Source organism: Stutzerimonas sp. KH-1, from assembly GCF_054483855.1.
The window spans coordinates 4111285-4135769 of the sequence record NZ_CM137011.1; the positions used below are offsets into that span (position 1 = coordinate 4111285).

Annotated in this window: 19 protein-coding genes and 1 riboswitch; of the genes, 11 read left to right on the forward strand and 8 right to left on the reverse strand. The window is 64.5% G+C overall.

Going from position 1 to position 24485, the window contains the following annotated elements; all coding sequences use genetic code 11:
• Window positions 1-108: 108 nt before the first annotated feature.
• The gene (locus ACX1DW_RS19645; RefSeq protein WP_133455510.1) at window positions 109-1563 is read right to left on the reverse strand and encodes a TolC family outer membrane protein; all 1455 of its coding nucleotides are present in this window, start codon (window positions 1561-1563) and stop codon (window positions 109-111) included.
• A gap of 174 nt (window positions 1564-1737) precedes the next feature.
• A riboswitch (TPP riboswitch) is annotated at window positions 1738-1844 on the forward strand.
• A gap of 96 nt (window positions 1845-1940) precedes the next feature.
• Here ACX1DW_RS19645 and thiC point away from each other — a divergent pair.
• Entirely contained in the window at window positions 1941-3824 is a 1884-nt protein-coding gene (thiC, locus tag ACX1DW_RS19650; RefSeq protein WP_133455511.1) for a phosphomethylpyrimidine synthase ThiC, read from the forward strand.
• A 71-nt stretch (window positions 3825-3895) separates the two neighbouring features.
• Here the strand turns inward: thiC and ACX1DW_RS19655 are convergent, their stop codons facing one another.
• On the reverse strand, window positions 3896-4633 hold the full coding sequence (locus tag ACX1DW_RS19655; RefSeq protein WP_458992215.1) for an RsiV family protein: 738 nt from the start codon (window positions 4631-4633) through the stop codon (window positions 3896-3898).
• A gap of 214 nt (window positions 4634-4847) precedes the next feature.
• Here ACX1DW_RS19655 and ACX1DW_RS19660 point away from each other — a divergent pair, with 214 nt between their 5' ends.
• From ACX1DW_RS19660 to ACX1DW_RS19700, 9 genes are all read left to right on the forward strand, one after another.
• Entirely contained in the window at window positions 4848-5465 is a 618-nt protein-coding gene (locus tag ACX1DW_RS19660) for an NUDIX domain-containing protein (protein ID WP_014597852.1), read from the forward strand.
• Window positions 5462-5908 (forward strand): DUF1249 domain-containing protein, encoded by a 447-nt coding sequence (locus ACX1DW_RS19665; RefSeq protein WP_063540815.1) that lies wholly within the window; start codon window positions 5462-5464, stop codon window positions 5906-5908. The genes ACX1DW_RS19660 and ACX1DW_RS19665 overlap by 4 nt, the downstream gene beginning before the upstream one ends.
• Before the next feature lie 136 nt (window positions 5909-6044).
• A complete protein-coding gene (cpdA, locus tag ACX1DW_RS19670; protein ID WP_063540816.1) occupies window positions 6045-6860 on the forward strand; it encodes a 3',5'-cyclic-AMP phosphodiesterase in 816 nt (271 codons plus the stop codon).
• 140 nt (window positions 6861-7000) lie between these two features.
• Entirely contained in the window at window positions 7001-7660 is a 660-nt protein-coding gene (locus ACX1DW_RS19675) for a YqiA/YcfP family alpha/beta fold hydrolase (protein WP_458992216.1), read from the forward strand.
• A 63-nt stretch (window positions 7661-7723) separates the two neighbouring features.
• Window positions 7724-9610: a DNA topoisomerase IV subunit B gene (parE, locus tag ACX1DW_RS19680; RefSeq protein WP_102838791.1), complete on the forward strand. Its 1887-nt coding sequence runs from the start codon at window positions 7724-7726 to the stop codon at window positions 9608-9610.
• Complete coding sequence (locus ACX1DW_RS19685; protein WP_458992217.1) at window positions 9607-10590, forward strand: esterase-like activity of phytase family protein; 984 nt, start codon at window positions 9607-9609, stop codon at window positions 10588-10590. Before parE ends, ACX1DW_RS19685 begins: the two co-directional genes overlap by 4 nt.
• Complete coding sequence (locus ACX1DW_RS19690) at window positions 10587-11114, forward strand: retropepsin-like aspartic protease family protein (protein WP_110775683.1); 528 nt, start codon at window positions 10587-10589, stop codon at window positions 11112-11114. Before ACX1DW_RS19685 ends, ACX1DW_RS19690 begins: the two co-directional genes overlap by 4 nt.
• Window positions 11111-13363, forward strand: a complete 2253-nt coding sequence (gene parC / locus ACX1DW_RS19695) for a DNA topoisomerase IV subunit A (protein WP_458992218.1) — start codon at window positions 11111-11113, stop codon at window positions 13361-13363. The genes ACX1DW_RS19690 and parC overlap by 4 nt, the downstream gene beginning before the upstream one ends.
• A gap of 185 nt (window positions 13364-13548) precedes the next feature.
• Window positions 13549-14253: a PqiC family protein gene (locus ACX1DW_RS19700; RefSeq protein WP_458992219.1), complete on the forward strand. Its 705-nt coding sequence runs from the start codon at window positions 13549-13551 to the stop codon at window positions 14251-14253.
• Window positions 14254-14396: 143 nt separating this feature from the next.
• On the opposite strand, the gene ACX1DW_RS19705 is transcribed toward ACX1DW_RS19700, so the two are convergent.
• Window positions 14397-15929, reverse strand: a complete 1533-nt coding sequence (locus ACX1DW_RS19705; protein WP_152481828.1) for an AhpA/YtjB family protein — start codon at window positions 15927-15929, stop codon at window positions 14397-14399.
• A gap of 219 nt (window positions 15930-16148) precedes the next feature.
• On the opposite strand from ACX1DW_RS19705, the gene serB reads away from it, so the two are divergent.
• Window positions 16149-17363: a phosphoserine phosphatase SerB gene (gene serB, locus ACX1DW_RS19710; RefSeq protein ID WP_444815774.1), complete on the forward strand. Its 1215-nt coding sequence runs from the start codon at window positions 16149-16151 to the stop codon at window positions 17361-17363.
• A gap of 45 nt (window positions 17364-17408) precedes the next feature.
• Here serB and ACX1DW_RS19715 read toward each other — a convergent pair whose 3' ends face one another.
• From ACX1DW_RS19715 to ACX1DW_RS19735, 5 genes are all read right to left on the reverse strand, one after another.
• Window positions 17409-18482 (reverse strand): NAD(P)-dependent alcohol dehydrogenase, encoded by a 1074-nt coding sequence (locus ACX1DW_RS19715; RefSeq protein ID WP_458992220.1) that lies wholly within the window; start codon window positions 18480-18482, stop codon window positions 17409-17411.
• 128 nt (window positions 18483-18610) lie between these two features.
• The gene (locus ACX1DW_RS19720; RefSeq protein WP_458992221.1) at window positions 18611-20677 is read right to left on the reverse strand and encodes an EAL domain-containing protein; all 2067 of its coding nucleotides are present in this window, start codon (window positions 20675-20677) and stop codon (window positions 18611-18613) included.
• Between the two features lie 61 nt (window positions 20678-20738).
• Complete coding sequence (locus ACX1DW_RS19725; RefSeq protein WP_458992222.1) at window positions 20739-22586, reverse strand: molecular chaperone; 1848 nt, start codon at window positions 22584-22586, stop codon at window positions 20739-20741.
• A 138-nt stretch (window positions 22587-22724) separates the two neighbouring features.
• Window positions 22725-23618 carry an archaetidylserine decarboxylase gene (asd, locus tag ACX1DW_RS19730; RefSeq protein WP_458992223.1) on the reverse strand — a complete coding sequence of 298 codons (894 nt, stop codon included), beginning with the start codon at window positions 23616-23618 and terminating at the stop codon, window positions 22725-22727.
• An 11-nt stretch (window positions 23619-23629) separates the two neighbouring features.
• Window positions 23630-24445, reverse strand: coding sequence for a rhodanese-like domain-containing protein (locus ACX1DW_RS19735; RefSeq protein WP_152481824.1), 816 nt, complete (start codon window positions 24443-24445; stop codon window positions 23630-23632).
• Window positions 24446-24485: the final 40 nt, after the last annotated feature.

Genomic DNA, 24485 nt, shown 5'->3' on the forward strand with positions numbered 1-24485 from the left:
GGTCCGCGAGGAAGCCGGATCAACTGTCGGCGTCATTGCGCCGTCTGGGGGGGCGAGCGCCTGGTGGGCTTTAGCCCACCCAACCGCGGTTCAAGCGAGCCCTCTGGCTCAATAATCCACCCGCACCGGCTGACCGATGGTCTGCGGCAGATCCGGCGGCAGGAAGTCGGTGTCCGGGTTGTAATCGGGTTTCAGGTAGGCCGCCAGCTGCTGCAGGTCGTCCGGATTCAGCGTGCCGGCCGCCTGCTTCAGGCGCAGGTTGTCGAGAATGTAGTCGTAGCGGGCGTTGTTGTAGTCGCGTACCGCGGCATACAGGCGCCGCTGGGTGTCGAGCACGTCGACGATGTTGCGGGTGCCGACCTGATAGCCGATCTCGGTGGCTTCCAGCGCACTCTGGTTGGAGATGATCGACTGCCGGCGGGCCTGGACCTGTTCGATATCGGTGTTCACCGCGCGGTGCAGGTTGCGTGTGGCTTCCACCACCTGGCGGCGCAGGCTTTCGCGCTGCTGCTCGCTCTGGCTGAGCTGGTAATAGGCCTCGCGGCTCTGCGAGGTGGTCAGCCCGCCGCTGTAGAGCGGGATGTTCAGCTGCAGGCCAATGCTGCGCTGCTCGACGTCGCCGGTATAGCGCGGCATGTCGAAGCCGGGGATGCTCTGGGTGTTGCTGAAGCCGAGCGCGTCGTTGTCGCCCTTGCGGTACGAGGCCACGGCGTCGAGTGTTGGCGCATGGCCGGAGCGGCGCTGGCGCAGGGTTTCCTGGGCGGCGGTCACGGCGTAATTGACCGCCAGCAGGTTGAGGTTCTGCCGCGTCGCCGTATCCACCCACGCCTTGGCCTCGTTTGGCACCGGCGCCAGCACCGGCAGGGTATGGCGGATGCCTTCCAGTGCCAGGTACTCGCGGTTGGTCAGGGTGAACAACGCCTGAAAGGCGTCCTCGACCTGGCGTTGGGCGATGGAGCGATTGGCGCGCGCGGTATCGAAGCCGGCCTGGGCTTCGAGCACATCGGTCTTGTCGGAAAGGCCCACCTCGAAGCGTTCGTTGGCCTGGTCGAGCTGGCGCTTGAACGCGGCTTCCTCGGCCTTCACCGCCGCCAGGTTGTCCTGCGCGCGCAACACGGCGAAGTAGGCCTGGGCGCTCTGCAGGATCAGGTCCTGCTCGGCGATGGAGTATTCGATTGCGGCCTGCTCGCTCACGGCTTCCGCGGCCTTGAGCTGGAACCAGCGGTCGGCACGGAAGATCGGCTGGCTCAGCGTCGCCTGATAGACGGTACCGCTGCGCGACAGCGAGGTGGAGCCCATGCTGGTATCGACGTCCGTTTCGGTGTCACTCAGCTCGGCACCGGCGCTGAGATTGGGCAGCAGGCCGGCGCGGGCCTGCGGCACGACTTCCTGGCGCGCGCGAAACTGCGCGCGCGCTGCAGCCAGGTCGGCGTTGTTGTTGACGGCTTGCTGATAGACGCTGACCAGATCGGTCTTGCTGGCGAGGGGGATGGTCTCCTGCGCCCAGGCCCCTCCGGCAGTGAGGGTGGCCACGGCGAGAGCCAGGGGGAGTCTGCGCAGCATGTTGGGTCCATCCTGAATAGAGCTGATGGGCAAGGCTAAGCGGCAGCTGTCAGAGGGTCAAGGCGCGCGTGCGCCTGCTGTGTGGTGCCCGTGGCGGCCCGGTCAAATGACCGAACGGTCGACTAGTTTCGTCGTTGCCATGGTGTTCGCCCAAGGTCTTGATTAGACTCGACGGCGTTCTTGTCGGGGTGCCTTGAAGCGAAGGCTGAGATCGGAAAGTTCCGGATCCCGTTGAACCTGATCAGGTTAAGGCCTGCGTAGGGAACAAGATGTCCTCGTCTAGAACGTGACGAGTCTCTCCACCGCAGCTGCGGTGCCCGACGCCCTTGATCCGCCGTGTTGCTCAGGTTCGCTCCGACACATCCCAGGAGAAGCCGATGAGCGTGCAAAGCAACAAGAACCTGAGTGAATCCGCCCAGGTCGACCAGCAGTCCATTCAACCCTTCCCGCGTTCGCAAAAGGTCTATGTACAGGGCTCGCGCCCCGACATCCGCGTGCCCATGCGCGAGATCAGCCTGGACGTGACGCCCACCGACTTCGGCGGCGAGATCAACGCCCCCGTGACCGTCTACGACACTTCCGGCCCCTACACCGACCCGAACGTCACCATCGACGTGCGCAAGGGCCTGGCCGACGTGCGCAGTGCCTGGATCGAGGACCGCGGCGACACCGAGAAGCTGCCGGGGCTGACCTCCGAATTCGGCCAGCGTCGCCTCAACGATGCCGAACTTTCCGCCATGCGCTTCGCCCATGTGCGTAACCCGCGCCGGGCCAAGGCCGGGCACAACGTCAGCCAGATGCACTATGCAAAGAAGGGCATCATCACGCCGGAGATGGAGTACGTCGCCATCCGCGAGAACATGAAGCTCGCCGAGGCGCGTGAAGCCGGCCTGCTGGTCGAGCAGCATGCCGGGCAGAGCTTCGGCGCGGCCATTCCCAAGGAAATCACCCCCGAATTCGTCCGCTCGGAAGTCGCGCGCGGCCGCGCCATCATCCCGGCGAACATCAACCACACCGAGCTGGAGCCGATGATCATCGGCCGCAACTTCCTGGTGAAGATCAACGGCAACATCGGTAACTCGGCGCTGGGCTCCTCCATCGAGGAAGAAGTGGCCAAGCTGACCTGGGGCATCCGCTGGGGTTCGGACACCGTGATGGACCTGTCCACCGGCAAGCACATCCACGAGACGCGCGAGTGGATCATCCGCAACTCGCCGGTGCCGATCGGCACCGTGCCGATCTACCAGGCGCTGGAGAAGGTCAATGGCATCGCCGAAGACCTGACCTGGGAGCTGTTCCGCGACACCCTGATCGAGCAGGCCGAGCAGGGCGTGGACTACTTCACCATCCACGCCGGCGTGCTGTTGCGCTACGTGCCGCTGACCGCCAAGCGCGTCACCGGCATCGTCTCGCGCGGCGGCTCGATCATGGCCAAATGGTGCCTGGCGCATCACAAGGAGAATTTTCTCTACACCCACTTCGAGGAAATCTGCGAAATCATGAAGGCCTACGACGTCAGCTTCAGCCTCGGCGACGGCCTGCGTCCGGGCTCGATCGCCGATGCCAACGACGCCGCGCAGTTCGGCGAGCTGGAAACCCTCGGCGAACTGACCAAGATCGCCTGGAAGCACGACGTTCAGACCATGATCGAAGGCCCAGGCCATGTGCCGATGCACATGATCAAGGAGAACATGGACAAGCAGTTGGAATGCTGCGACGAAGCGCCGTTCTACACCCTCGGCCCGCTGACCACCGACATCGCGCCGGGCTACGACCACATCACCTCCGGCATCGGCGCGGCGATGATCGGCTGGTTCGGCTGCGCGATGCTCTGCTACGTCACGCCGAAGGAGCACCTGGGCCTGCCGAACAAGGATGACGTGAAGACCGGCATCATCACCTACAAGATCGCCGCGCACGCTGCTGATCTTGCCAAGGGCCATCCGGGTGCGCAGATTCGCGACAACGCCTTGAGCAAGGCGCGCTTCGAGTTCCGCTGGGAAGACCAGTTCAACCTCGGCCTCGACCCGGACACCGCGCGTGCCTTCCACGACGAGACGCTGCCGAAGGAATCGGCGAAGGTGGCCCACTTCTGCTCCATGTGCGGGCCGAAGTTCTGCTCGATGAAGATTACCCAGGAAGTGCGCGAGTACGCTGCCGAGCACGGCCTGACCGACGAGCAGAAGGCCATCGAGGCGGGTTTCGCCGAGCAGTCCTCGCGCTTCAAGGACGAAGGCTCGGTGATCTACAAACAGGTGTGACCGGCGAGGTGTGACCGACTGCCTGTAGGCGAGTCGAAGCGGGCCGGCGGATGCCGGCCCGCTTCGTATCCTCAGAGATATTCGCCTTTCAGAATGCCCTTGAGCTGTTCGTGGGGAATGAACAGCTCCGGGTGGCCGCTGGAGTAGGGCGCGATGCTGTAGACGTCGTACTTGAGCAACACACTGTCTTTCAGCAGTGCAATATTCGGCGTCTGCTGGAAGGGCCAGAAGTCGACGAACTCGGCGTCCTGATCGTGTTCGTTCTCCACCAGCCAACGCTGGTGCGCCTGGCGTGCGACGCGCCAGAAGTTACCTTCCTGCCCCGGAATCAGCAGGTCTTCCAGGCGCAGCTCGCGGTTCTGCTCGCGATCGTAGTTGATGAAGCCACGCCCGGGCATGCCGTGGGCGCCGCCGACATACAGGTAGCTGGAAAACTCGACCACCAGGATGTCGCCATGCTGCTCGCGCAGCTTGGCCTGCAGGTAGCTGCTCCAGCCCGGCTCGGCGGTGCTCAGAAAGCGCTGCTGGTAATTCTCTAGCGACGCGGGCAGGCGGTCATCCGGGCCGTTGATGGTCATCCGCCGCAGCCGTGCGTCGATCAGTCGATCGAGTTCCGGTTCGTCGGCAAAGGTCAGGGTGTCGATGTTCACCAGCGGGCAGCTGTCGTCCTCGCAGCCTTGCGGACGATGCTCGGTGACGATTTGACGGACTTCGACGGGGCGTTCGGCGACCAGGTGCTGGCAGCCGCCGAGCAGTAGGAGAAGGCTGCCCAGCAGGATGCGATTGCGAAAGGGTGCGGTTGAATACATGGTTGGTCCAGGCATGACAGTGCGCTTTCGATCGCCGGCGTTGCGCGAAGTTCGTGCGCTGGCGGCAGTGGAGCGTTCTTCGATTACGGTGGTCTGCAAAGGGCTGCGCCAGAGACAATGCCGCGTTAGGATGACCACAAAGCCGCTCACGACGTGACGGTTGCAGTCATTCGCCGCCGGCAAGGCGCGAATCAAACCGATATGAGTGGTACCCATGAGCGAGACCTTCAAACCCGGTCCGGATGATGTCCAGATCCTCCGTCGAGAGCAATGCTTCAGCGGTTTCTATCGGCTGGAGCGCGTCCACCTGCGCCACCGTCAGTTCAGTGGTGCCATGGGCGCCGAGCTGAGCCGCGAACTGTTCGTGCGGCATGACGCCGTATGCGTGCTGCCCTACGATCCGCTGCGTGACCGAGTGGTACTGATCGAGCAGTTTCGTGTCGGGGCGCTGGGCAAGGTCGACAATCCCTGGCTGATCGAACTGGTCGCCGGGCTGATCGACAAGGACGAGGCGCCGGATCAAGTCGCCCGTCGCGAGGCGGTGGAAGAGGCCGGGCTGGAGCTGGGCGAGTTGTGGCCGATCACGCGTTATTTTCCATCGCCGGGCGGCAGCGACGAGCGCGTACACCTCTATATAGGTCGCTGCGACAGCGAAGGGGCCGACGGTGTGTTCGGGCTGGCCGAAGAGGGCGAGGACATCCGTGTGCATGTCTGGTCGTTGCAAGAGGCACTGCGCGCCATTTCCGACGGTCGAATCGACAACGCGGCCAGCATCATTGCACTGCAGTGGCTGGCCTTGAATCGCGAGCAGGTGCGGGGGGAGTGGGCATGAGGAAGACGCGCGAGCGATACCGAGTCGATCTGCTCGAACTGCAGGCGGCCTGCGAAGCCAACTATCTGCGTCTGATGCGTCTGTTGCCGGGCATGCGTAGCGGTTGCGAGGCGCGGCGCATCGCCATCAGCCAGGGTGACCTGCTGCTTGGCGTACTGGTACTCGAAGTGCTGGAGAGCTGCCCTTACACCACCACCGTGCGGGTGAGCCAGGAGCACTGCCTGACCTGGTTGCCGGTGCCGAAGATGGAAGTGCGTGTCTATCACGATGCACGCATGGCCGAAGTGGTTCGTGCCGAGAACGCCCGGCGCTTCCGCGGCATCTATCACTACCCCAACGCGCAGATGCACCAGCCTGATGAAAAGAATCAGCTCAATCTCTTTCTCGGCGAGTGGCTGGGGCACTGCCTGGCCTGTGGCCATGAGCTGGAGCCCGTGCTCTGAAGCCGTTGATCTATTGACGAAGCAGGCACACACGCATCGCAACGCGGTTCTGTGACCCAGGCCCACAACCCGAGGTTTACCCTCCGGATGGGCTCCTACCATAATTCCGTTGCGATTTCGCTCAAGGAGAAGGGCCTTGCCTGGTGCGCCCCTGACTGCTGTTGAAGATTCGGTTCTGCTGGTGCAGCTCACCGATAGCCACCTGTTTGCCGAAGCGGACGGCAAGCTGCTGGGCATGAATACCTGCGACAGTCTGAAGCGGGTGGTCGAGCTGGCCATCGAAGAGCAGCCGCGCATCGACCTGATCCTGGCTACCGGTGACCTGTCCCAGGACGGCTCGGTGGCGTCCTACCAGCGCTTCCGCCAGTTGGCCGGGCGCATCGAGGCGCCAGCGCGCTGGTGTCCCGGCAACCATGACGAACTCGGCGCCATGCGCGAGGCCACCCGTGGCAGTGAGCTGATGGAGCCGGTGCTTGAGATCGGTGGCTGGCGCGTCGTGATGCTCGACACCCTGGTTGCAGGCTCGGTGTATGGCATGCTGCGTGGCGATCAACTCGAGCTGCTGGATCGCGCCCTGGGCGAGGCGCCCGAGCGGCATCACCTGGTCTGTCTGCATCACCATCCCGTATCCATTGGCAGCCGCTGGATGGACAGCATCGGGCTGCGCAATCCCGAGGCGCTGTTCGAGGTGCTGGACCGCCACGACAACGTGCGTGCGCTGCTTTGGGGTCATATCCATCAGGCGTTCGATCAGTCGCGCAATGGGGTTCGGCTGCTAGCCACGCCGTCGACGGGCGTGCAGTTCACGCCGCAGAGCGAGGACTTCCAGGTCGATAGCGCGGCACCGGGTTATCGCTGGCTCCGTCTGTATGCCGACGGGAGACTGGAAACGGCTGTGTCGCGGGTCAGCGGCATCGCCTTCGAAGTGGATTACAGCGTCAAGGGCTATTGAGCGTACTGCAGCTCGTGCTGCATAACGTTTGGTCGGCGGATCGGTTCGGGGCAGGGGATAAGTGGCGTTCGTCCGGGCGGTTCGCTTGCAGTCGGCGGTATGCGCCTTGTAGCCTTGCGGTTTTTCAACGAACTGTATTCATGTCCAGTTACCCGCCCTCGATACTCTATCTCCATGGCCTCAACAGTTCGCCGCTTTCGCAGAAGGCGAGCCGGCTGTCCGCTGCGTTGGGCCAGCTTGGCCTTGCCGATCGGCTGCGGGTGCCGGCGCTGCATCACCACCCACGCCAGGCCATCGCCCAGCTCGAAGCCTGCATCGCCGAGCTCGGCCGGCCGTTGCTGGTCGGCAGCTCGCTCGGCGGCTACTATGCGACCCACCTCGCCGAGCGCCATGGCCTCAAGGCGTTGCTCATCAATCCGGCGGTGATGCCGCATCGCCGCTTCGACGGTTATCTCGGGCCGCAGACCAATCTCTACAGTGGGGAAGTCTGGGACCTGACCGAGGACCATGTGGCCGCACTGGCGGAGCTGGAGACCTCGTCTCCCGAGGATGCCGAGCGCTATCAGGTCTGGCTGCAGACAGGCGATGAGACGCTGGATTACCGTGACGCGGCGCAGTTCTATCGTGGCTGTGCGCTGCGTATCCAGGCAGGTGGCGACCACGGTTTCCAGGGGTTCGAGGAGCGCCTGCCGGCATTGCTGGCCTTCGCCGGTTTCGACCCGCAGCTTTGGTTGGGCGGCTCTGACAGCGTGTCGCGGCGGCAACGGCAGCGCGAGTGCGCCACTGGCGATACCGCATGACTTGCCGATTATTCGTGGCTCGCATGGGCCGATTGTTCAGAACATAAGGACAGTGCCAGACAGATGTCTTATACCGCAGAAGCCATCGAGGTTCTTTCCGGCCTCGATCCGGTGCGCAAGCGCCCCGGCATGTACACCGACACCTCGCGGCCCAATCACCTGGCCCAGGAAGTCATCGACAACAGCGTCGACGAAGCCCTCGCCGGCCATGCCCGCTCGGTCCAGGTGATCCTGCATCAAGACAACTCGCTGGAAGTGATCGACGACGGCCGTGGCATGCCAGTGGACATTCACCCGGAAGAGGGCGTGCCGGGCGTCGAGCTGATCCTCACCAAGCTGCACGCGGGCGGTAAGTTCTCCAACAAGAACTATCAGTTCTCCGGTGGTCTGCACGGCGTCGGCATCTCGGTGGTCAACGCGTTGTCGACGCGGGTCGAAGTGACCGTCAAGCGCGACGGCAACGAGTACCGCATGAGCTTCGCCGATGGCTTCAAGGCCACCGACCTGGAAGTCATCGGCAGCGTCGGCAAGCGCAACACCGGTACCAGCGTGCGCTTTTGGGCCGATCCGAAATACTTCGATTCCCCCAAATTCTCCATCAGCCGGCTCAAGCATGTACTCAAGGCCAAGGCTGTGCTCTGTCCGGGGCTGAGCGTCAGCTTCGAGGACAAGGCCAGCGGTGAGAAGGTCGAGTGGCATTACGAGGATGGTCTTCGTTCGTACTTGGTGGACTCGGTCAGCGAGTATCTGCGCCTGCCGGACGAACCCTTTGTCGGTGCCCTGGCCGGCAATACCGAGGCGGTGGACTGGGCGCTGCTGTGGCTGCCGGAAGGTGGCGAGAGCGTTCAGGAGAGCTACGTCAACCTGATTCCAACGGCTCAGGGCGGCACCCATGTCAACGGTCTGCGCCAGGGGCTGCTGGATGCCATGCGCGAGTTCTGCGAGTTCCGCAACCTGCTGCCGCGTGGGCTCAAGCTGGCGCCGGAAGACATCTGGGAGCGCATCGCCTTCGTCCTCTCGATGAAGATGCAGGAGCCGCAGTTCTCCGGGCAGACCAAGGAGCGCCTGTCGTCCCGCGAGGCGGCGGCGTTCGTCTCGGGCGTGGTCAAGGATGCCTTCAGCCTCTGGCTCAATGCCCACCCGGAGCTGGGCATGCAACTGGCAGAGCTGGCAATCAGCAACGCCGGGCGCCGCCTCAAGGCCGGCAAGAAGGTCGAACGCAAGAAGATCACCCAGGGCCCGGCGCTGCCCGGCAAGCTGGCCGACTGCGCCGGGCAGGACCCGATGCGCGCCGAGCTGTTCCTGGTCGAAGGCGACTCGGCCGGCGGCTCCGCCAAGCAGGCACGGGACAAGGAGTTCCAGGCGATCATGCCGCTGCGCGGCAAGATCCTGAACACTTGGGAAGTCGACGGCGGCGAGGTGCTTGCCAGCCAGGAGGTGCACGACATCGCCGTGGCCATCGGCGTCGACCCGGGCGCCACCGATCTGGCCCAGCTGCGCTACGGCAAGATCTGCATCCTCGCCGATGCCGACTCCGACGGCCTGCACATCGCCACGTTGCTCTGTGCCCTGTTCGTTCAGCATTTCCGCCCTTTGGTCGAGGCAGGCCATGTCTATGTCGCCATGCCGCCGCTGTATCGCATCGACCTGGGCAAGGACATCTTCTATGCGCTCGACGAGGCCGAGCGCGACGGTATCCTCGAGCGGCTGGTGGCCGAGAAACGCCGCGGCAAACCTCAGGTGACGCGCTTCAAGGGCCTTGGTGAAATGAACCCGCCGCAGCTGCGGGAAACCACCATGGACCCCAATACTCGCCGCCTGGTGCAGCTGACCCTGGATGATTTCGAGGGTACCCGGGAAATCATGGACATGCTGCTGGCGAAGAAGCGCGCCGGCGATCGCAAGAGCTGGCTCGAGTCCAAGGGCAACCTGGCGGAGGTGCTGGTTTGATCCGTCGCTGGCTGGCGCTGCTGAGTCTGGCCTCGGCACCGCTCTGGGCCAATGAGCCGGCGCCCGAGCTGAAGCTGTTGAGCGAGCACCCGGTGATGGGTATGAGCGGTGGCAACCTGTCCGGAATAGCCTGGTGCGGCGATGCGCTGTGGGCCGTTTCCGACCGCGAAGATGACGTTCTCTATCGTCTGGATACCAGCGTATCGCCCTGGCAGGCGGAGCCCGAGCGTTTCGAAGCCGGCCCTCCGCCGGATAGCGGTTTGCCTTGGGGCATGCGCATGCGCACCTGGCTCAGTGGCCACGTACGCGGTGGTCACCTGGATTTCGAAGGGCTGAGCTGCGACAGCCTGGGCAATCGCTATCTGGTCAGCGAGGCGCATGCCGCGGTGCTGCGGGTGAGCCCGGCGGGCACGGCGGAGTGGCTGCGCCTGCCCGAATCGCTGGTGCGCCAGGCGCGGGCCAGCGGCATGCTCTGGCATTTCAATGCATTGTTCGAGGGCATCGCCGTCGATCCGAAGGCCGAGCGCCTCTGGCTTGCCGCCGAGCGTGAGCGCCGAGGGTTGCTGGTTCTACATCGCCAGCAGAGCAGTTGGCAGTGTACGGGCGGCTGCGTGCTGATGGCCGAGGGTGGCGATCAGCCGCCGCCCCCTGCACTGGGCGATGCACCACTGCCGAAAAGCTTCTCGGCGGTGGCGTTCTTCGGCGACAAGGTCTTCGTGCTGGAACCCTCGGCCTACCGCGTCTGCCGTCGAAGCCTCACCACTGGTGCGGTCGAGCGCTGCTGGTCATTCGCCGAGGAGGCTTTGACCGAGGAGCGCCGTTACGCAGAGCCCTACGGTAATGCCGAAGCGTTGTGGATCGACGAAGAGGGCGCCTGGATTGGCGTCGACAACAACGGCAAGGCTCGCGGTGACGGCGAGAAGCGTCCCATTGTCTGGCGATTCTCCGCGCCGAAAGGCGGCTGGAGTTCGAAGCCTTGAGCCAGACGGCCGGGCGTCGTGCCGGGCGGGTGATGCTGGTGCTCGCCTGGGGTATCGGGCTGTTCCTGGCCACACGCTTCTTCGCCGCCTGGGAGGCAGATCGCGTCAACCCCAACCGCCAACCCGTATCCCAGCTGCAGGGCGAGCAGATCGAGGTGCAGCTGGCTGGCAACGTCCAAGGACATTTCGTCGCCAGCGGCAAGATCAACGGCGAGGCGGTCACCTTTCTGCTCGACACCGGCGCCACCGATGTCGCGGTGCCGGCCGAGCTGGCCGAACGGCTGGGGCTGGAGCGTGGCGCACCGGTGATGCTGCACACCGCCAATGGCCAGACCACCGGCTATCGCACCGTGCTGCCAAGTCTCGAACTTGGCGAAATCAGGCTGCGCGATGTGCGCGCCATCGTCGCCCCCGGCTTTCGCAGCGAACAGGTTCTGCTCGGCATGAGCGCCCTGAAACAACTTGAATTCACCCAGCGCGCCGGCACCCTGGTGCTGCGCCAGCATGTAACGGATCGACCATGAGCGAATCCCTCGACCTGAGCCTCGATGGCGTGGAGCGGCGCTCCCTCGCCGACTTCACCGAGCAGGCCTACCTCAATTACTCCATGTACGTGATCATGGATCGCGCACTGCCGCATATCGGCGATGGCTTGAAGCCGGTGCAGCGACGCATCGTCTATGCCATGAGCGAACTCGGCCTGAACGCCGACGCCAAGCACAAGAAGTCCGCGCGTACCGTCGGTGACGTGCTCGGCAAGTTCCACCCGCACGGCGACAGCGCCTGCTACGAGGCCATGGTGCTGATGGCACAGCCGTTCAGCTACCGCTACACGCTGGTCGACGGTCAGGGCAACTGGGGTGCACCGGACGATCCCAAGTCCTTCGCCGCCATGCGCTACACCGAGGCGCGCCTGTCACGCTATTCCGAGGTGTTGCTGTCCGAGCTGGGGCAGGGCACGGTGGACTGGGTACCGAACTTCGATGGCACCCTCGACGAACCGGCGACCCTGCCGGCGCGGCTGCCCAACCTGCTGCTCAACGGCACCACCGGCATCGCCGTGGGCATGGCCACCGACGTGCCGCCGCACAACCTGCGTGAAGTCGCCGCCGCCTGCGTGCGTCTGCTCGACGAGCCGAGTGCCAGCGTCGAGCAGCTCTGCGAGCATGTGCAGGGGCCGGATTTCCCGACCGAGGCCGAGATCGTCACGCCGCGCGCGGACCTGCTGAAGATCTACGAAACCGGCCGCGGCTCCGTGCGCATGCGTGCGGTGTACCGGGTCGAGGACGGCGACGTGGTGGTCACCGCGCTACCGCACCAGGTGTCCGGCTCCAAGGTGCTCGAGCAGATCGCCGGGCAGATGCAGGCCAAGAAGCTGCCAATGGTCGCCGACCTGCGTGATGAGTCGGACCACGAGAACCCCTGTCGCATCGTCATCATCCCGCGCTCCAACCGGGTCGATGTCGAGGCGCTGATGCAGCACCTGTTCGCCACCACCGATCTGGAGTCCAGTTACCGGGTCAACACCAACGTCATCGGGCTCGATGGGCGTCCACAGGTGAAGAACCTGCGCACCCTGCTCAGCGAGTGGCTGACCTACCGCATCGGTACCGTGCGCCGTCGTCTGCAGTTCCGCCTGGACAAGGTCGAGAAGCGCCTGCACCTGTTGGAAGGCTTGCTGGTGGCCTTCCTCAATCTGGATGAGGTGATCCACATCATCCGGACCGAGGATCAGCCCAAGCCGGTGCTGATGGCGCGTTTCGAATTGTCCGAACTGCAAGCCGACTACATCCTCGATACCCGCCTGCGCCAGCTGGCGCGCCTGGAGGAGATGAAGATCCGCGGCGAGCAGGACGAGCTGGCCAAGGAGCGCGAGCGGCTGCTGGCGCTGCTCGGCAGCGAAAGCAAGCTGAAGAAGCTGGTGCGCAAGGAGCTGATCGAGGACGCGGAAACCTACGGCGATGACCGTCGCTCGCCGATCGTTGAGCGTGCCGAGGCCCGTGCGCTGTCGGAGAACGAGCTGCTGCCGTCCGAGCCGGTCACCGTGGTGATCTCCGACAAGGGCTGGGCGCGCTGCGCCAAGGGCCACGATGTCGATGCCAGCGGCCTGTCCTACAAGGCCGGGGATGGCTTCAAGGCGGCTGCGGCCGGGCGCTCGAATCAATATGCGGTGTTCATCGACTCCACTGGACGCAGTTATTCGCTGGCGGCGCACTCGTTGCCTTCGGCACGTGGCCAGGGCGAGCCGCTCACCGGCCGGCTGACCCCGCCGCCAGGCGCCAGCTTCGAATGCGTGCTGTTGCCCGATGACGAGGCGCTCTATGTGATCGCTTCGGACGCCGGCTACGGTTTCGTCGTCAAGGGTGAGGACCTGCAGGCCAAGAACAAGGCCGGCAAGGCGCTGCTCTCGCTGCCGAAAGGCGCCAAGGTCGTCGCGCCGCGGCCGTTGGCCAACCGCGAGGAGGACTGGCTGGCTGCCGTGACGACCGAAGGCCGCCTGCTGGTGTTCCCGGTGCGCGATTTGCCTCAGCTGGGCAAGGGCAAGGGCAACAAGATCATTGGCATTCCCGGCGAGCGGGTGGCCAGCCGCGAGGAGTATCTGGTCGATCTGGCGGTATTGCCCGCCGGTGCGACGTTGCTGTTGCAGGCCGGTAAGCGCACGCTGTCGCTCAAGGCCGAAGATCTCGAGCATTACAAGGGCGAGCGCGGGCGGCGCGGCAACAAGCTGCCACGCGGCTTCCAGCGTGTCGAAGGGCTGCAGGTCGAGGTCTGACAAGCGCATTGGCGCTGGAATCGACGGCCGCTTTCACGGAAGATAGCTGCCTTTCCAGCCTGCGGCATGTCTCCGGTGCTTTTCTTTCGCGTCGCTTATTCGTTTTCCGGCGCGCTACATATGCACGAGGCATTGCTGGCCGTAGGGCCGCAGGCGGCCAGAAGAATTATGGTGTTATGACGGTAATGAAGAACTTGCTGCGTGTTCCGACTGTTTTGTTGCTGGCCAGCATTGGCTTGACAGGCTGCATCGGGCTCAAGCCGGCGCCGATGTATCGGCTCGACAGCGGTACGACCGAGGTGCCTGAAAGAACCGATGGAGCGTCCGTGCTGCTGGCGCCGGTGGCGTTGGCCGACTACCTGCAGCGCGATGCTCTGCTGCAGCGCCTGGCCGATGGCAGCCTGGCTGCCGATGATCAGCAGGCACGCTGGGCGGGCAGCCTGAAGGGTGACATCGAGCAGGTGTTGCTGCGTCAGCTGGCCTGGCGCCTGGACACCCAGAGCCTCGTGCTCGGCCCGGCTGAAGAGGGTTTCGCGGCGGAGGTACAGATCGAGCTGTCGATCTCGCGTCTGGATTCCGGTCCGCAGTACCCGGCGGTGCTCGAGGCGCAGTGGCGGCTCAGGGACAAGGCGGGCAAGCATCTGGGCACTCGCCTGGTGCGGCTGCAGGAGGAGCATCAGGGCACGGCAACCGACCAGGTACGTGCGCAGAGTCAGTTGCTTCAGCGACTGAGCGAGATGTTGGCGCAGGCGGTTGAGCCGACCCTGGTGGCGAAGACGGCGCCCAAGCCTGCGCCAGCCAAGCCGCCGGTCAAATCTGCCGAAGCGCCGGCACCGCGGATCCCGGCCGCCGAACCTATCCGCACCGACATGGAAGTGTTTCGCTTCTGACCCTGTCGCGGCTGCTGTTGCAGCCAGCGCAATGAAAAAGCCCGGCCAGCGATCTGGTCGGGCTTTTTCGTTCTCTCGGGCTTGGTTGCCACTGCGGGCATGCTCGCCGCGCGACTCGCTTGAAAGCGATCGTATGGCTTGCGTCAGTGGGTGCGGCTACGTAGCTCGTGCATGCGTGCGAGCTGACGCTCCAGCAATGACGGGTAGGGGTCGAGCAGGCGCTCGACGCAGCAGGCGCCTTCCGGGCTGGCGATCGGGCGGATGCGGGCACGTTGCTGGATCAGGCGGTCGTCGCTGATGCTGCGCTCGACCAGCAGCAGATTACGGCTGTGCAGCGACATCTCCAGTGCGGCCTGTGCCGCTTCGCTGAGCAGCAGGTCGCCCTGGCCGAGATCGAACAGGTTGTCGCCCTGGGTCAGGCCCAGCTGCAGCTGCAGGGTGATACCACTGTCGGCGAGGTCGATCTGCAGGGCATGGCCAAGCGCGCGCATCAGCTCGCCGCAGCAGATGGCATGGGTGAGGTAATTCTGCTCGTCGTCCTGACTATGGAACAGCATCAGACTGCTGCCGTCGTTGAGCGTATGCAGCTCGGCCTGGTAGAGCGTCGCCGCCTGCTGCAGGCAATCACGATAGCGTTGCAGCAGTTCGGTCAGGCGCTCGCGCGGCAGGCGGCGCAGCTGATCCTGATTGCCGAGCTGGATGGCCAGCACGGCGCTGCGCGTCGAGCGTGGCGCGGCCGTCGGCTGCGGAGCTCGGCTGGCGGGAGCGGGGCTGTCGAATGGCGGTTCGTCGTGCGCTATCTCCAGATCATCGTCGGTGCTCGCCGACAGCCGCACCTGACGCTGCGGCTGGTCTTCGTCCAGGTCGACCTCGAAGCGCTCGGGGCGAGATAGGCTCGGGCTGTCATGGCTGGTGCGGTCTTCGTCCTGCTCGAAATAGTCCTCGTCCAGTGCATCACTGAGGTCAAGCTCCGGCTCGGGTTTTTCCGGCACCAGACGTGCCTGGAGCTGCCGGGCAAGGTCGCCGATTTCGTCCTGCCGCCCGGCGCCCGGTGCCGGGTCGTCCGGATCGCGTAGCCAGAGGCGCATCTGCATCAGCGGCGTGGATAGCTGGCGGCCGAGGCGCATGCTCAGGGTAAGGGTCAGCGCCAGCAGAATCAGGCTGAGCAGGCCCATGCTTTGCAGACTGATGGTCATCGGCTGCTGGAACTGCTGCATGTCGAGGCTGACACGCAGGTGCCCGGCGATCACCTCCTGAAAGCTGATCGGCGTCGAGTAGAGGCCATTGTCGTCCCCTAGCAAGCCCTGCTGTGGGCGCGTGCCGGACTCCGCCAGCACGCGATTGTCCACGCTGTAGATCGCCGCATGGGCGACCAGCGGGTTCTTCACCAGATTGCTCAGCAGCACGTTGAGGCTGAGGATGTCGTTGGCCACCAGCAGGTCGGTGGCCGACGCCGCCGTCTGTGTCACCAGACTCTGGCCGAGGGCATCGGCCTGCTGTTCCATGGCGTGCTTGAACTGCATGCCGATCACCCAGGCATAGATGATCAGCGCCAGCGCCACCAGCAGCAGCGTGTGGCTGGCGATACGCAGCACCAGTGGCACGCGATGCTGGCGCACTGCGCGGTAGAGCATGAGAAAGAAGTTGTCGGGCTTTACGGATGCGGGCCGGTTCACAGAGCGCGGCTCTTCTCGTCGGGAAATTGCCGAGCAGTATACGGAAAGCACGGTGGGCGCTGAAGGTCTGCAGCTATCAGCTGACGAATTGCGTGGGAGCGTCTAGCTAAAGAGGACGCGGCACGCAGGGCTTGCTAGCGGGAGTCGTAGACGCTGTCCTGGCGCACGGCGAGCTGATGTAGAATGCCGGCCTTCATTGCCTGTCATGGGAGCTGCGCCTTGCGCGAAATCGTCCTGATCAACATCACCGGTGAAGACCGTCCGGGCCTGACCGCGGCCATCACCGGCGTGCTCGCCCAGGGAGGCGTGAACATTCTCGACATCGGCCAGGCAGTGATCCATGACACCCTGTCGTTCGGCATCCTGATCGAGATACCCGACAATGAGCGCGCCTCGTCGGTGCTCAAGGACGTGCTGTTCATGGGGTACAAGCACGACCAGCAGGTGCGCTTCACGCCGGTCGCCGAGGCCGATTATCAGCACTGGGTGGCCGGCCAGGGCAAGGCTCGGCACATCGTCACGCTGCTGACTCGCAAGGTCACCGCCGAGCAGCTGCAGCGGGTCAGTTCGATCACCGCCAAGTATGGCCTCAACATCGATCACATAGATCGTCTGTCCGGACGCATGCCGCTGGACATGCCCGAAGAACAAGGTAAGGGCTGCATCGAGTTTTCGGTGCGTGGCGAGCCTGCCGACACCGCCGCATTGCGCGCCGAGTTTCTCAGCGTGGCTCAGGAGCTGAACGTCGACATCGCCTTCCAGCGCGACTCGGTCTACCGGCGCAACCGCCGCCTGGCCGTGTTCGACATGGATTCGACGCTGATCGAGGCTGAGGTCATCGACGAGCTGGCCAAGGCCGCTGGCGTCGGTGAACAGGTGTCCGAGATCACCGAGCGCGCCATGCGCGGCGAACTGGACTTTCGCGCCAGCTTCAAGGAGCGCCTGGCGCTGCTCGAGGGGCTGTCAGAGAACGTCCTCGCCGATATCGGCGCCAGCCTGCGGCTGACCGAGGGTGCCGAGGTGCTGTTCGCCGAGCTCAAGCGTCTGGGCTACAAGACCGCGATTCTGTCCGGCGGCTTCAGCTACTTCGCCAAGCAGCTGCAGGCCAAGCTGGGCATCGACTACGTATTCGCCAACGAATTGCAGATCGAGAATGGCAAGGTCACCGGCGTGGCGGTCGAGCCCATCGTCGATGCCCAGCGCAAGGCCGATCTGTTGCGTCAGCTGGCCGAGCAGGAAGGGTTGTGTCTGGAGCAGACCATTGCCGTTGGCGATGGCGCCAACGATCTGCCGATGCTCGGTCTGGCCGGCCTCGGCGTCGCCTTCCGCGCCAAGCCGCTGGTCAAGCAGTCGGCCAAGCAGGCGATCTCCACGCTGGGGCTGGACGGCATCCTCTATCTGCTGGGCTTCCGCGATCGCGAAGGCTCCGAGTGACGGCGACGGGCTGATACTGCGGCATCAGCCCGTCGCGGTCAGGTCTCATGGCTTGATCGCTACCTTCAATACCCCGTCGCGCTGGTTGGCGAAGAGATCGTAGGCGTCATTGATATCGGCCAGCGCATACTGATGGGTCACCAGCGGGCCGAGATCGACTCTTCCTGAAGCCACCACGTTGAGCAGCCGGCGCATGCGCTCCTTGCCGCCGGGGCAGAGCGAGGTGACGATATTGTTGTCGCCCAGGCCGGCGTGGAAGGCGCCGAGCGGAATGGTCAGGTCACTGGAATAGACGCCGAGGCTGGACAGCGTGCCGCCCGGCTTGAGTACTCGCAACGCGCTCTCGAATGTCGATTGCAGGCCCAGCGCCTCGATGGAAGCGTCGACGCCGCGGCCGCCGGTCAGCTTGAGCACCTCGTCCACCACGTCGACATTGCGGAAGTTGAGCGTCACATCCGCACCCATCTTGCGCGCGATATCCAGCCGCGCATCGACGCCGTCCACTGCGATGATGGTGCCGGCGCCACGCAGTCTGGCTCCGGCAGTAGCACACAGGCCGATGGGGCCTTGGGCGAAGACCACCACGATGTCGCCGATCTTGATGTTGGCGGCCTCGGCGCCGGCGAACCCGGTGGACATGATGTCCGGACACATCAACACCTGCTCGTCGGTCAGGCCGTCCGGCACCGGCGCCAGGTTGGCCTGGGCGTCGGGTACCAGCACGTACTCGGCCTGGGTGCCGTCGATGGTATTGCCGAAGCGCCAGCCGCCCATGGGCTTGTAACCGTGGCACGAGCAGCCGCCATCCTGCGACGGCAGGCCGTCCTGGCAGGCGTAGGAGGTGAAGCTCGGGCAGATGGCGCCAGCGATCACGCGCTGGCCCTCCTGGTAGCCCCTGACATTGCTGCCCAGCTTTTCGATGACGCCCACCGGCTCGTGGCCAATGGTCAGTCCCGGGGCAACCGGGTACTCGCCCTTGAGAATGTGAACATCGGTGCCACAGATGGTTGTCGTGGTGATCCGCAACAGCGCATCGTTCGGGCCGATCTCGGGTATGGGTTTGTCCTGCAGTTCGATGCGCCCGGGTTCGACGAACACGGCGGCTTTCATCATGGCCATGGCACGACTCCTTCTGAAAGTGAAGACGTCCGGACACTCTAGCCCAGCGTTGCGGCCAGCGGATGACCACGATCAACTCAGGGCGAGTTGGCAGGAGGAGTCTGTTTTGGCCGCTGGGCCAGCCGGGCTCACTCCTCGTCGGAGGAGAAGTCGTAATCCATCGACTGGCTGGGGCCCTGCAGGTAATGCCCCTGGATATAGCTGACGCCGGCCTGCCAGAGCGTGGCGAGTACCGTGGCGCTTTCGACGAAAGGCACGATGCTCTGCTTGCGCTGCTCGTGTAGCTCGGCCAGCAGCGTCTTGAGCGCTTCCTGATTTTCCTGGCGGCTCAGATCCTGGGTATAGGAGCCGTCGACCTTGATGAACTCGGCATCCAGGTGTTTGAGCGTGTTGAAGGGGTTCAGCACGCAACCGAACTGGGCCAGGGCAATTCGGCAACCGAGGCCGCTCAGGCCCTGTGCTAATGCCTTGGCTGGTTTGAGATAGGCGACGGCATCGGCTTCGCCGAACTCGAAGGCCAGTGAGTCGCCGGGCAGGCGCGAGGCCTTGAGTACGACGCCGAGCCAGGGCAGCAGACTGGAGTCCTGGATGCTGGCGGCGGACAGGTGCAGGAACAAGCGGGTGCTATGGCCCTTGGCGCGATGTTCGGCGAGCAGCTTGATGGAATTGAGAATGACCCAGCGGTCGATCTTGCTGGCCAGGCCGGCCTCGCTGGCGGCGCTGAGAAACTCGTTGGGCGGTACTTCCGCGCCTTGGGGATCGAGCAGTCGCAGCAGGACTTCGTAATGCTCGAAGTTGTCGCCGCGCAGGCTGATGATCGGCTGGAACAGCAACCGGAAGCTGTTGTTCTCCAGTGCCTGCTTGAGCATGGCGGCGATATCGCCGCGGTTCGCCGCGGCGGCCAGCTCGTCGGCGGGGTTATAGATCTTCAGCGCATTGCCGTCGCTCAGCTCATCGGCGCAGCGGTGCGCGCGCTCGATGGCGTCCTGGGCCTTGGCGGTCTTTTCGTCGAGGCCGGCGACACCGATGCTGAGGGTGACCTGCACCGTGCGCCCGCCTACATCGAGCAGATGCCCTTCGACCTTGCCAAGCAGCGCACGCAGTTCCGCTTCGGCCTGCTGCGGTATGACGCCGGGTTGCAGCACGGTGAACACATCATCGGCGAAGCGCGCCAGCTGGGTGTCGCTCGGGAAGTGCCCGCGCAGCAGGGTGGCCAGCTGGCTGAGCAGCTGGTCGGAGTCGGTCAGGCCGATATCGGCCTGCAATGCAGCGAAACGGTCGATGCGGATGTATGCCAGGGTCGCGCTCTGGCCTGCGTTGACCGCGCGCTCGACCGCGGTATCCATGACTTCGACAAAGCTGTTGCGGTTGAGCAGGCCGGTCACCGGATCCTGGCTGCTGATCTCGCGGAGCTTCTGCAGTTCGGCGCTGTCGCTCTCGGCGCGGATCACCACCTGGATGCAAGGCTCGCCGTCATAGGCGGCTGGCGAGAAGCTCATGCGCATCTTCAGCGCTTCGCCGTCGGCGCGAACCCCGCCGCAGGCCAATTCGGCGCTGCCTTCGAGGGTCTGGTAGTTTTTCAGGAAGGTCTTGAACCGGCTCTGGTCGGCACCGCCGATCAGGTCGATCATCGGCATGCCTTCCAAATCGTCGACGTCGTCGTAGCCGAACAGCTCGAGGTAGGCACGGTTGGCATAGATATGCATGCCGTCATGAACGTAGGCGATGGCGTCGACGGAGCTGTCGAGCAGCAGCTGGCAACGTTTCTCCGCCTCGCGCAGCGCGACTTCGGCCGAGCGTCGGGCGCGTCGCTCCTCGAGATTGGCCAGTTCGCGGTTGGCCACCAGCAGCAGCCATTCATCCTCGCCCTGTGGCAACGCGTCCTGGGCGCCGAGCATCAGCGCATCGGTGATCGCTTCGGCGTCGTTGCCGGCGGTCAGCTGGATGATCGGGATGTCCTTGGCCTGCCGGCGAATAGCACTGATCGCCTCGCTGGGGTCGAGATTCTCGCTCTGCGGCGCACTGATCAGCAGATCCCAGATTTGTTTCAGGGCTTCGGCCAGATCGTCGCTGGAGGTGAGTCGATGCACCCGGGTCGCCTGTCCGGCATTGCGGAAGAGGCTAACCAGGCGCTCGGCTTCGTTCTGCGAGTCTTCAAGAATCAGCAGGCGGATGGTTTTCTTTTGCAGGGCCATGGCAACAGCTTAAGTGCGCGCCGGTGCGGCGCGGGCAGGCAAGAATGCGAGAGTCGGCAATCTACAGCGACTTCCAGAGTGAGTCAAAATCTTCATCCCCGCCGCTCGTGTGGGCTTTCCAGCCTGTGAACGAGGTCTCTCGCTCCGGTGCCAGCTGGCCAAGTGAGCGATACTCGAACTGGTTGTAGTTTCCGCTGCTGCCACGGCGTCGGTGCAGAATGGCGCGCTGTTCCTCGCCGTTGTGATTGATCAGGACCTTGTGCCCCTCCTGGAAGGGCAGGCGTGGCGCAATCAGCATCGCTGGCTGGGAGATGGCGCCGATCTCGGGCAACAGCAGGGCACGAAGGTACTCGCTGCCCTGATCGACCTTGCGCAGCAGGCGCAGGCCGCAGGGTTGGGCCTGCGGTGCGATCAGCTGGACCCCCATCTGCGTGACGCCCCCGCGGACTTGGCGAATCCAGCGCACCACGGCGATGCTCCAGCTCTGCCCGTCACCTTCGCGCAGCCCCAGCAACTCGCCAGTCTGCAGCAGGCCGGGGACTTCGCCTTCCCAGGCCAGGCAGTAGCCGCCCGGGCTGTGATCGACCAGCTGGACCTGATGAATCGGGTGGCTTTCGCATGTTGTCGATCTGCTTGCCGGGACCGGATCGGTGTTGTTTGCGCGAGCCGCTGGAGTGGGAGTGGCGCGTACGCGGGTAGGGCTGATGAACTCGATATGATCCTGGTCCGGCGGCAGCTCGGTAGCGGTGCTCTGGGCGTCGAAAGCGCTGGCCCAGACATCTGTTGCGCCATTGTGCAGCTTGAATACCGCGCGGTTCGATGCGTCGGGCTGCTCCAGTACCTCATTGAACGGTCGCTGGCCGGCTAGCTGAAAATGCAGCGCGGTCATGCCGATGCACAGGCTGAGTACACCCTGTGCCGGGGTGCGCTGGAAGGTGCGTTCGGAAATCGCGCCCCATGCCGAGCTCAGATGGCGCAGCAGATCGTCATCGAGACCGTCAGCCGCCGGGAGGTTGGTCAGCTGGCGGTTTTCCTGAGCCAGGCGCAGATGTTCCTCGATCAGGCTGACCAGTGGACGGGTATCGATACCGAGCAGATGCAGCTGTTGTGCATCTGGCAACAACGAGCGATAGCGTGGTGGGCCGTCTACCGTCGGGGAAAACAGGAACAGGCTGCTGGCCAGGCTGCCGGCCTGGATCAATGGCAGCGCGCTCCAGGCTTCGAGCGCCGCGGCCAGCTTGATGATGTTTTGCTGACGCATCTGGTTGCAGCGCGCACAGCCGAGCAGCAGCGCGGCGATATAGCTCTGCTCGGTGCTCAGGCCGGGGCCGTGCTGCGCCAGCGGATCGCGGACCAGGAGACGCTCGACGCCGTGTTCGACCGCCAACTGATAGAGCTGATGCATCTCCAGCCAGAGACCGGGTGCGGGCGGCCCGTAGAGTTGAGTCGAGCGCACGAGCAGCGCGCCCAGACTGTGAACAGCACGCTGCAGTGCGACGGAAAACAGCTGGTGGCGGTCGCGGTTGGGTTGGGAGACCACGCGAACGACGATCAGCTTGTAGCCGACCGCCAGGTGGTTCTGCAGTGCCTGGCAAAGGCCGGCGACCTTGCGCGGGCGCTCGGCCAGCACGATTGGCTGGTTGACGTAGTGCTTTTCCAGCTGCCGGCAGACGAAGTGCACGTCCGGGCGCAGCAGCTCGAGTATCTGCAGCCTGGTTTCGGACCCAATGCGAAGCTGGTTGAGCTCGATCAGGGCCTGATACAGCTGACGTGCGGTCTCACCGATGTTGGCTTTGGGCAGCCCGGCGAGCCAGGCGGATACGCCGCGCACGCTGGCATCGCAGAAGGACAGGCTCTGCCGAGTCGGTGCGGGTGCGCGCAACAGCAGATGATGGCTCTGTCTATCCAACGATGGCTCCGCAGCGATTCAAGGCATGAGTAATGAGAACTCTATCAATATCTGCCGCAGCGGGCAGGACTGAATAATGGCCTGGTGATATTAGCCGACATTCGGCAGCGGCTGGCGGCCGAACGTCGGTTGGGGCCGTTAGAGCTGGTCGAGCGGCTCGGCGACCACTGCGCTCGATTCCGCCTGCCCCAGGGCTTGGCCCATGCATACGGGACTAAGCGGGCCGAGCTGCTCGGCCCAGCGAACACGGTCCGGACCGAACAGCAGGATGACGGTCGAGCCGAGCTTGAAGCGTCCCATCTCCGCGCCCTTTTCCAGGTGGATCGGTGCGCGCGCGGTTTCGTCGTAACGGAAGGTCCGGAGGCTGCGCTTGGGCGGCGTGACCAGTCCGGCCCAGACCGTTTCGATGCTGGCAACGATCATCGCGCCGACCAGCACCATCGCCATCGGCCCATGCTCGGTGTCGAACAGGCAGACCACCCGCTCGTTGCGTGCGAACAGCTCCGGTACCCCCTGGGCGGTAACGGTGTTCACCGAGAAGATCCGTCCCGGTACATAGACCATCTCGCGCAGCGTGCCGCTGACCGGCATATGCACACGGTGATAATCCTTGGGCGACAGGTACACGGTAGCGAATGCGCCGCCCATGAACGGCGCCGCGCGCTCATGATCGCCGCCGAGCAACTCCATGGCGCTGAAGCTGTGCCCCTTGGCCTGGAAGATGCGGCCCTGCTCGATGCGGCCTAGCTGGCTGATGGCCCCGTCGCAGGGGTTGAGGATGGCGCCAGGCGTGGTATCTAGAGGGCGCGCGCCATCTTTCAACGCGCGGGTGAAAAAGGCGTTGAAATGTTCGTAGGCCGTAGGTTCTTCCGTCTGGGCCTCGCGCATGTCGACCTGGAAATGTCGAACGAACCACTTGATGAAGGTGTTCTTCACCCAGGGCAGCCGGCATTCGGCCAGGCAGCCGGCCAGTCGTGAGATCAGGTGATGCGGCAGCACATACTGGCTGGCGACGAACAGGCGTTCTTTCATGTTGGTCCTTTTCATTGCTGCACCGGGGTGTCAGGCAGGTTGCCCCATTCGGCCCAGGAGCCTGCGTAGCCTTTGACGCGCGGATAGCCCAGCGCCTTGGCTATCAGGTAGGTGAGGCCTGAGCGATGGTGGGTTTGACAATGGGTGATGATTTCCTTCTCCGGCACGATCCCGAGTGCCCGCAGGTGCTCGGCGATGTCCTCGCGGATGCGCAGCGAACGTGCTGGGTCCATGGCGGCGGTCCACTCGAAGTTGACCGCCCCGGGGATGTGGCCACCGCGGGCGGCGAACAGTTTTTCGCCGCGGTATTCAGCCGGTGAGCGAGCGTCCCATATAGCCAGATCGTCCGCGCCGAGGCGGCTCTCGATGTAGGTGCGGGTGGCTGTGGGCGCTTCGTCGAGCGTTAGGCTCGGGTGGCCGGCGGCGGCTGCGGGCACCTGCTGGGTGAGTGACCGGCCCTCGGCCAGCCAGGCGTGCAGGCCGCCGTTGAGGTAGTGGTAGTGGTGATGGCCGATCACATCCAGCAGCCAGACGAAGCGCCCGGCCCAGCCGCCGCCCTCGTCGTCGTAGACCACATAGACCGCGTCGGGGCGATGTCCCAGTGCGCCGAACAGCTGCTGCAGCTGCGCGATGTCGGGAAGCAGGCCGGGCGCTGGCGGCTGGCCGAGCTGGGTTTGCTTCGGGTCGACGAATCGAGCACCCGGCAGATGGCCTTCGGCATAGCGAGCGGCGCTCGTCAGATCGACCAGAATCAGTTCCGGCGCATCGAGGCGAGCGGCCAGATCGGCAGGCTCGATCACCAGCGGCAGGTGGGAAAAGACGGACACGGCGGGCCTCGACTCAGTCATGGAAGGGACGAAGTCTAGC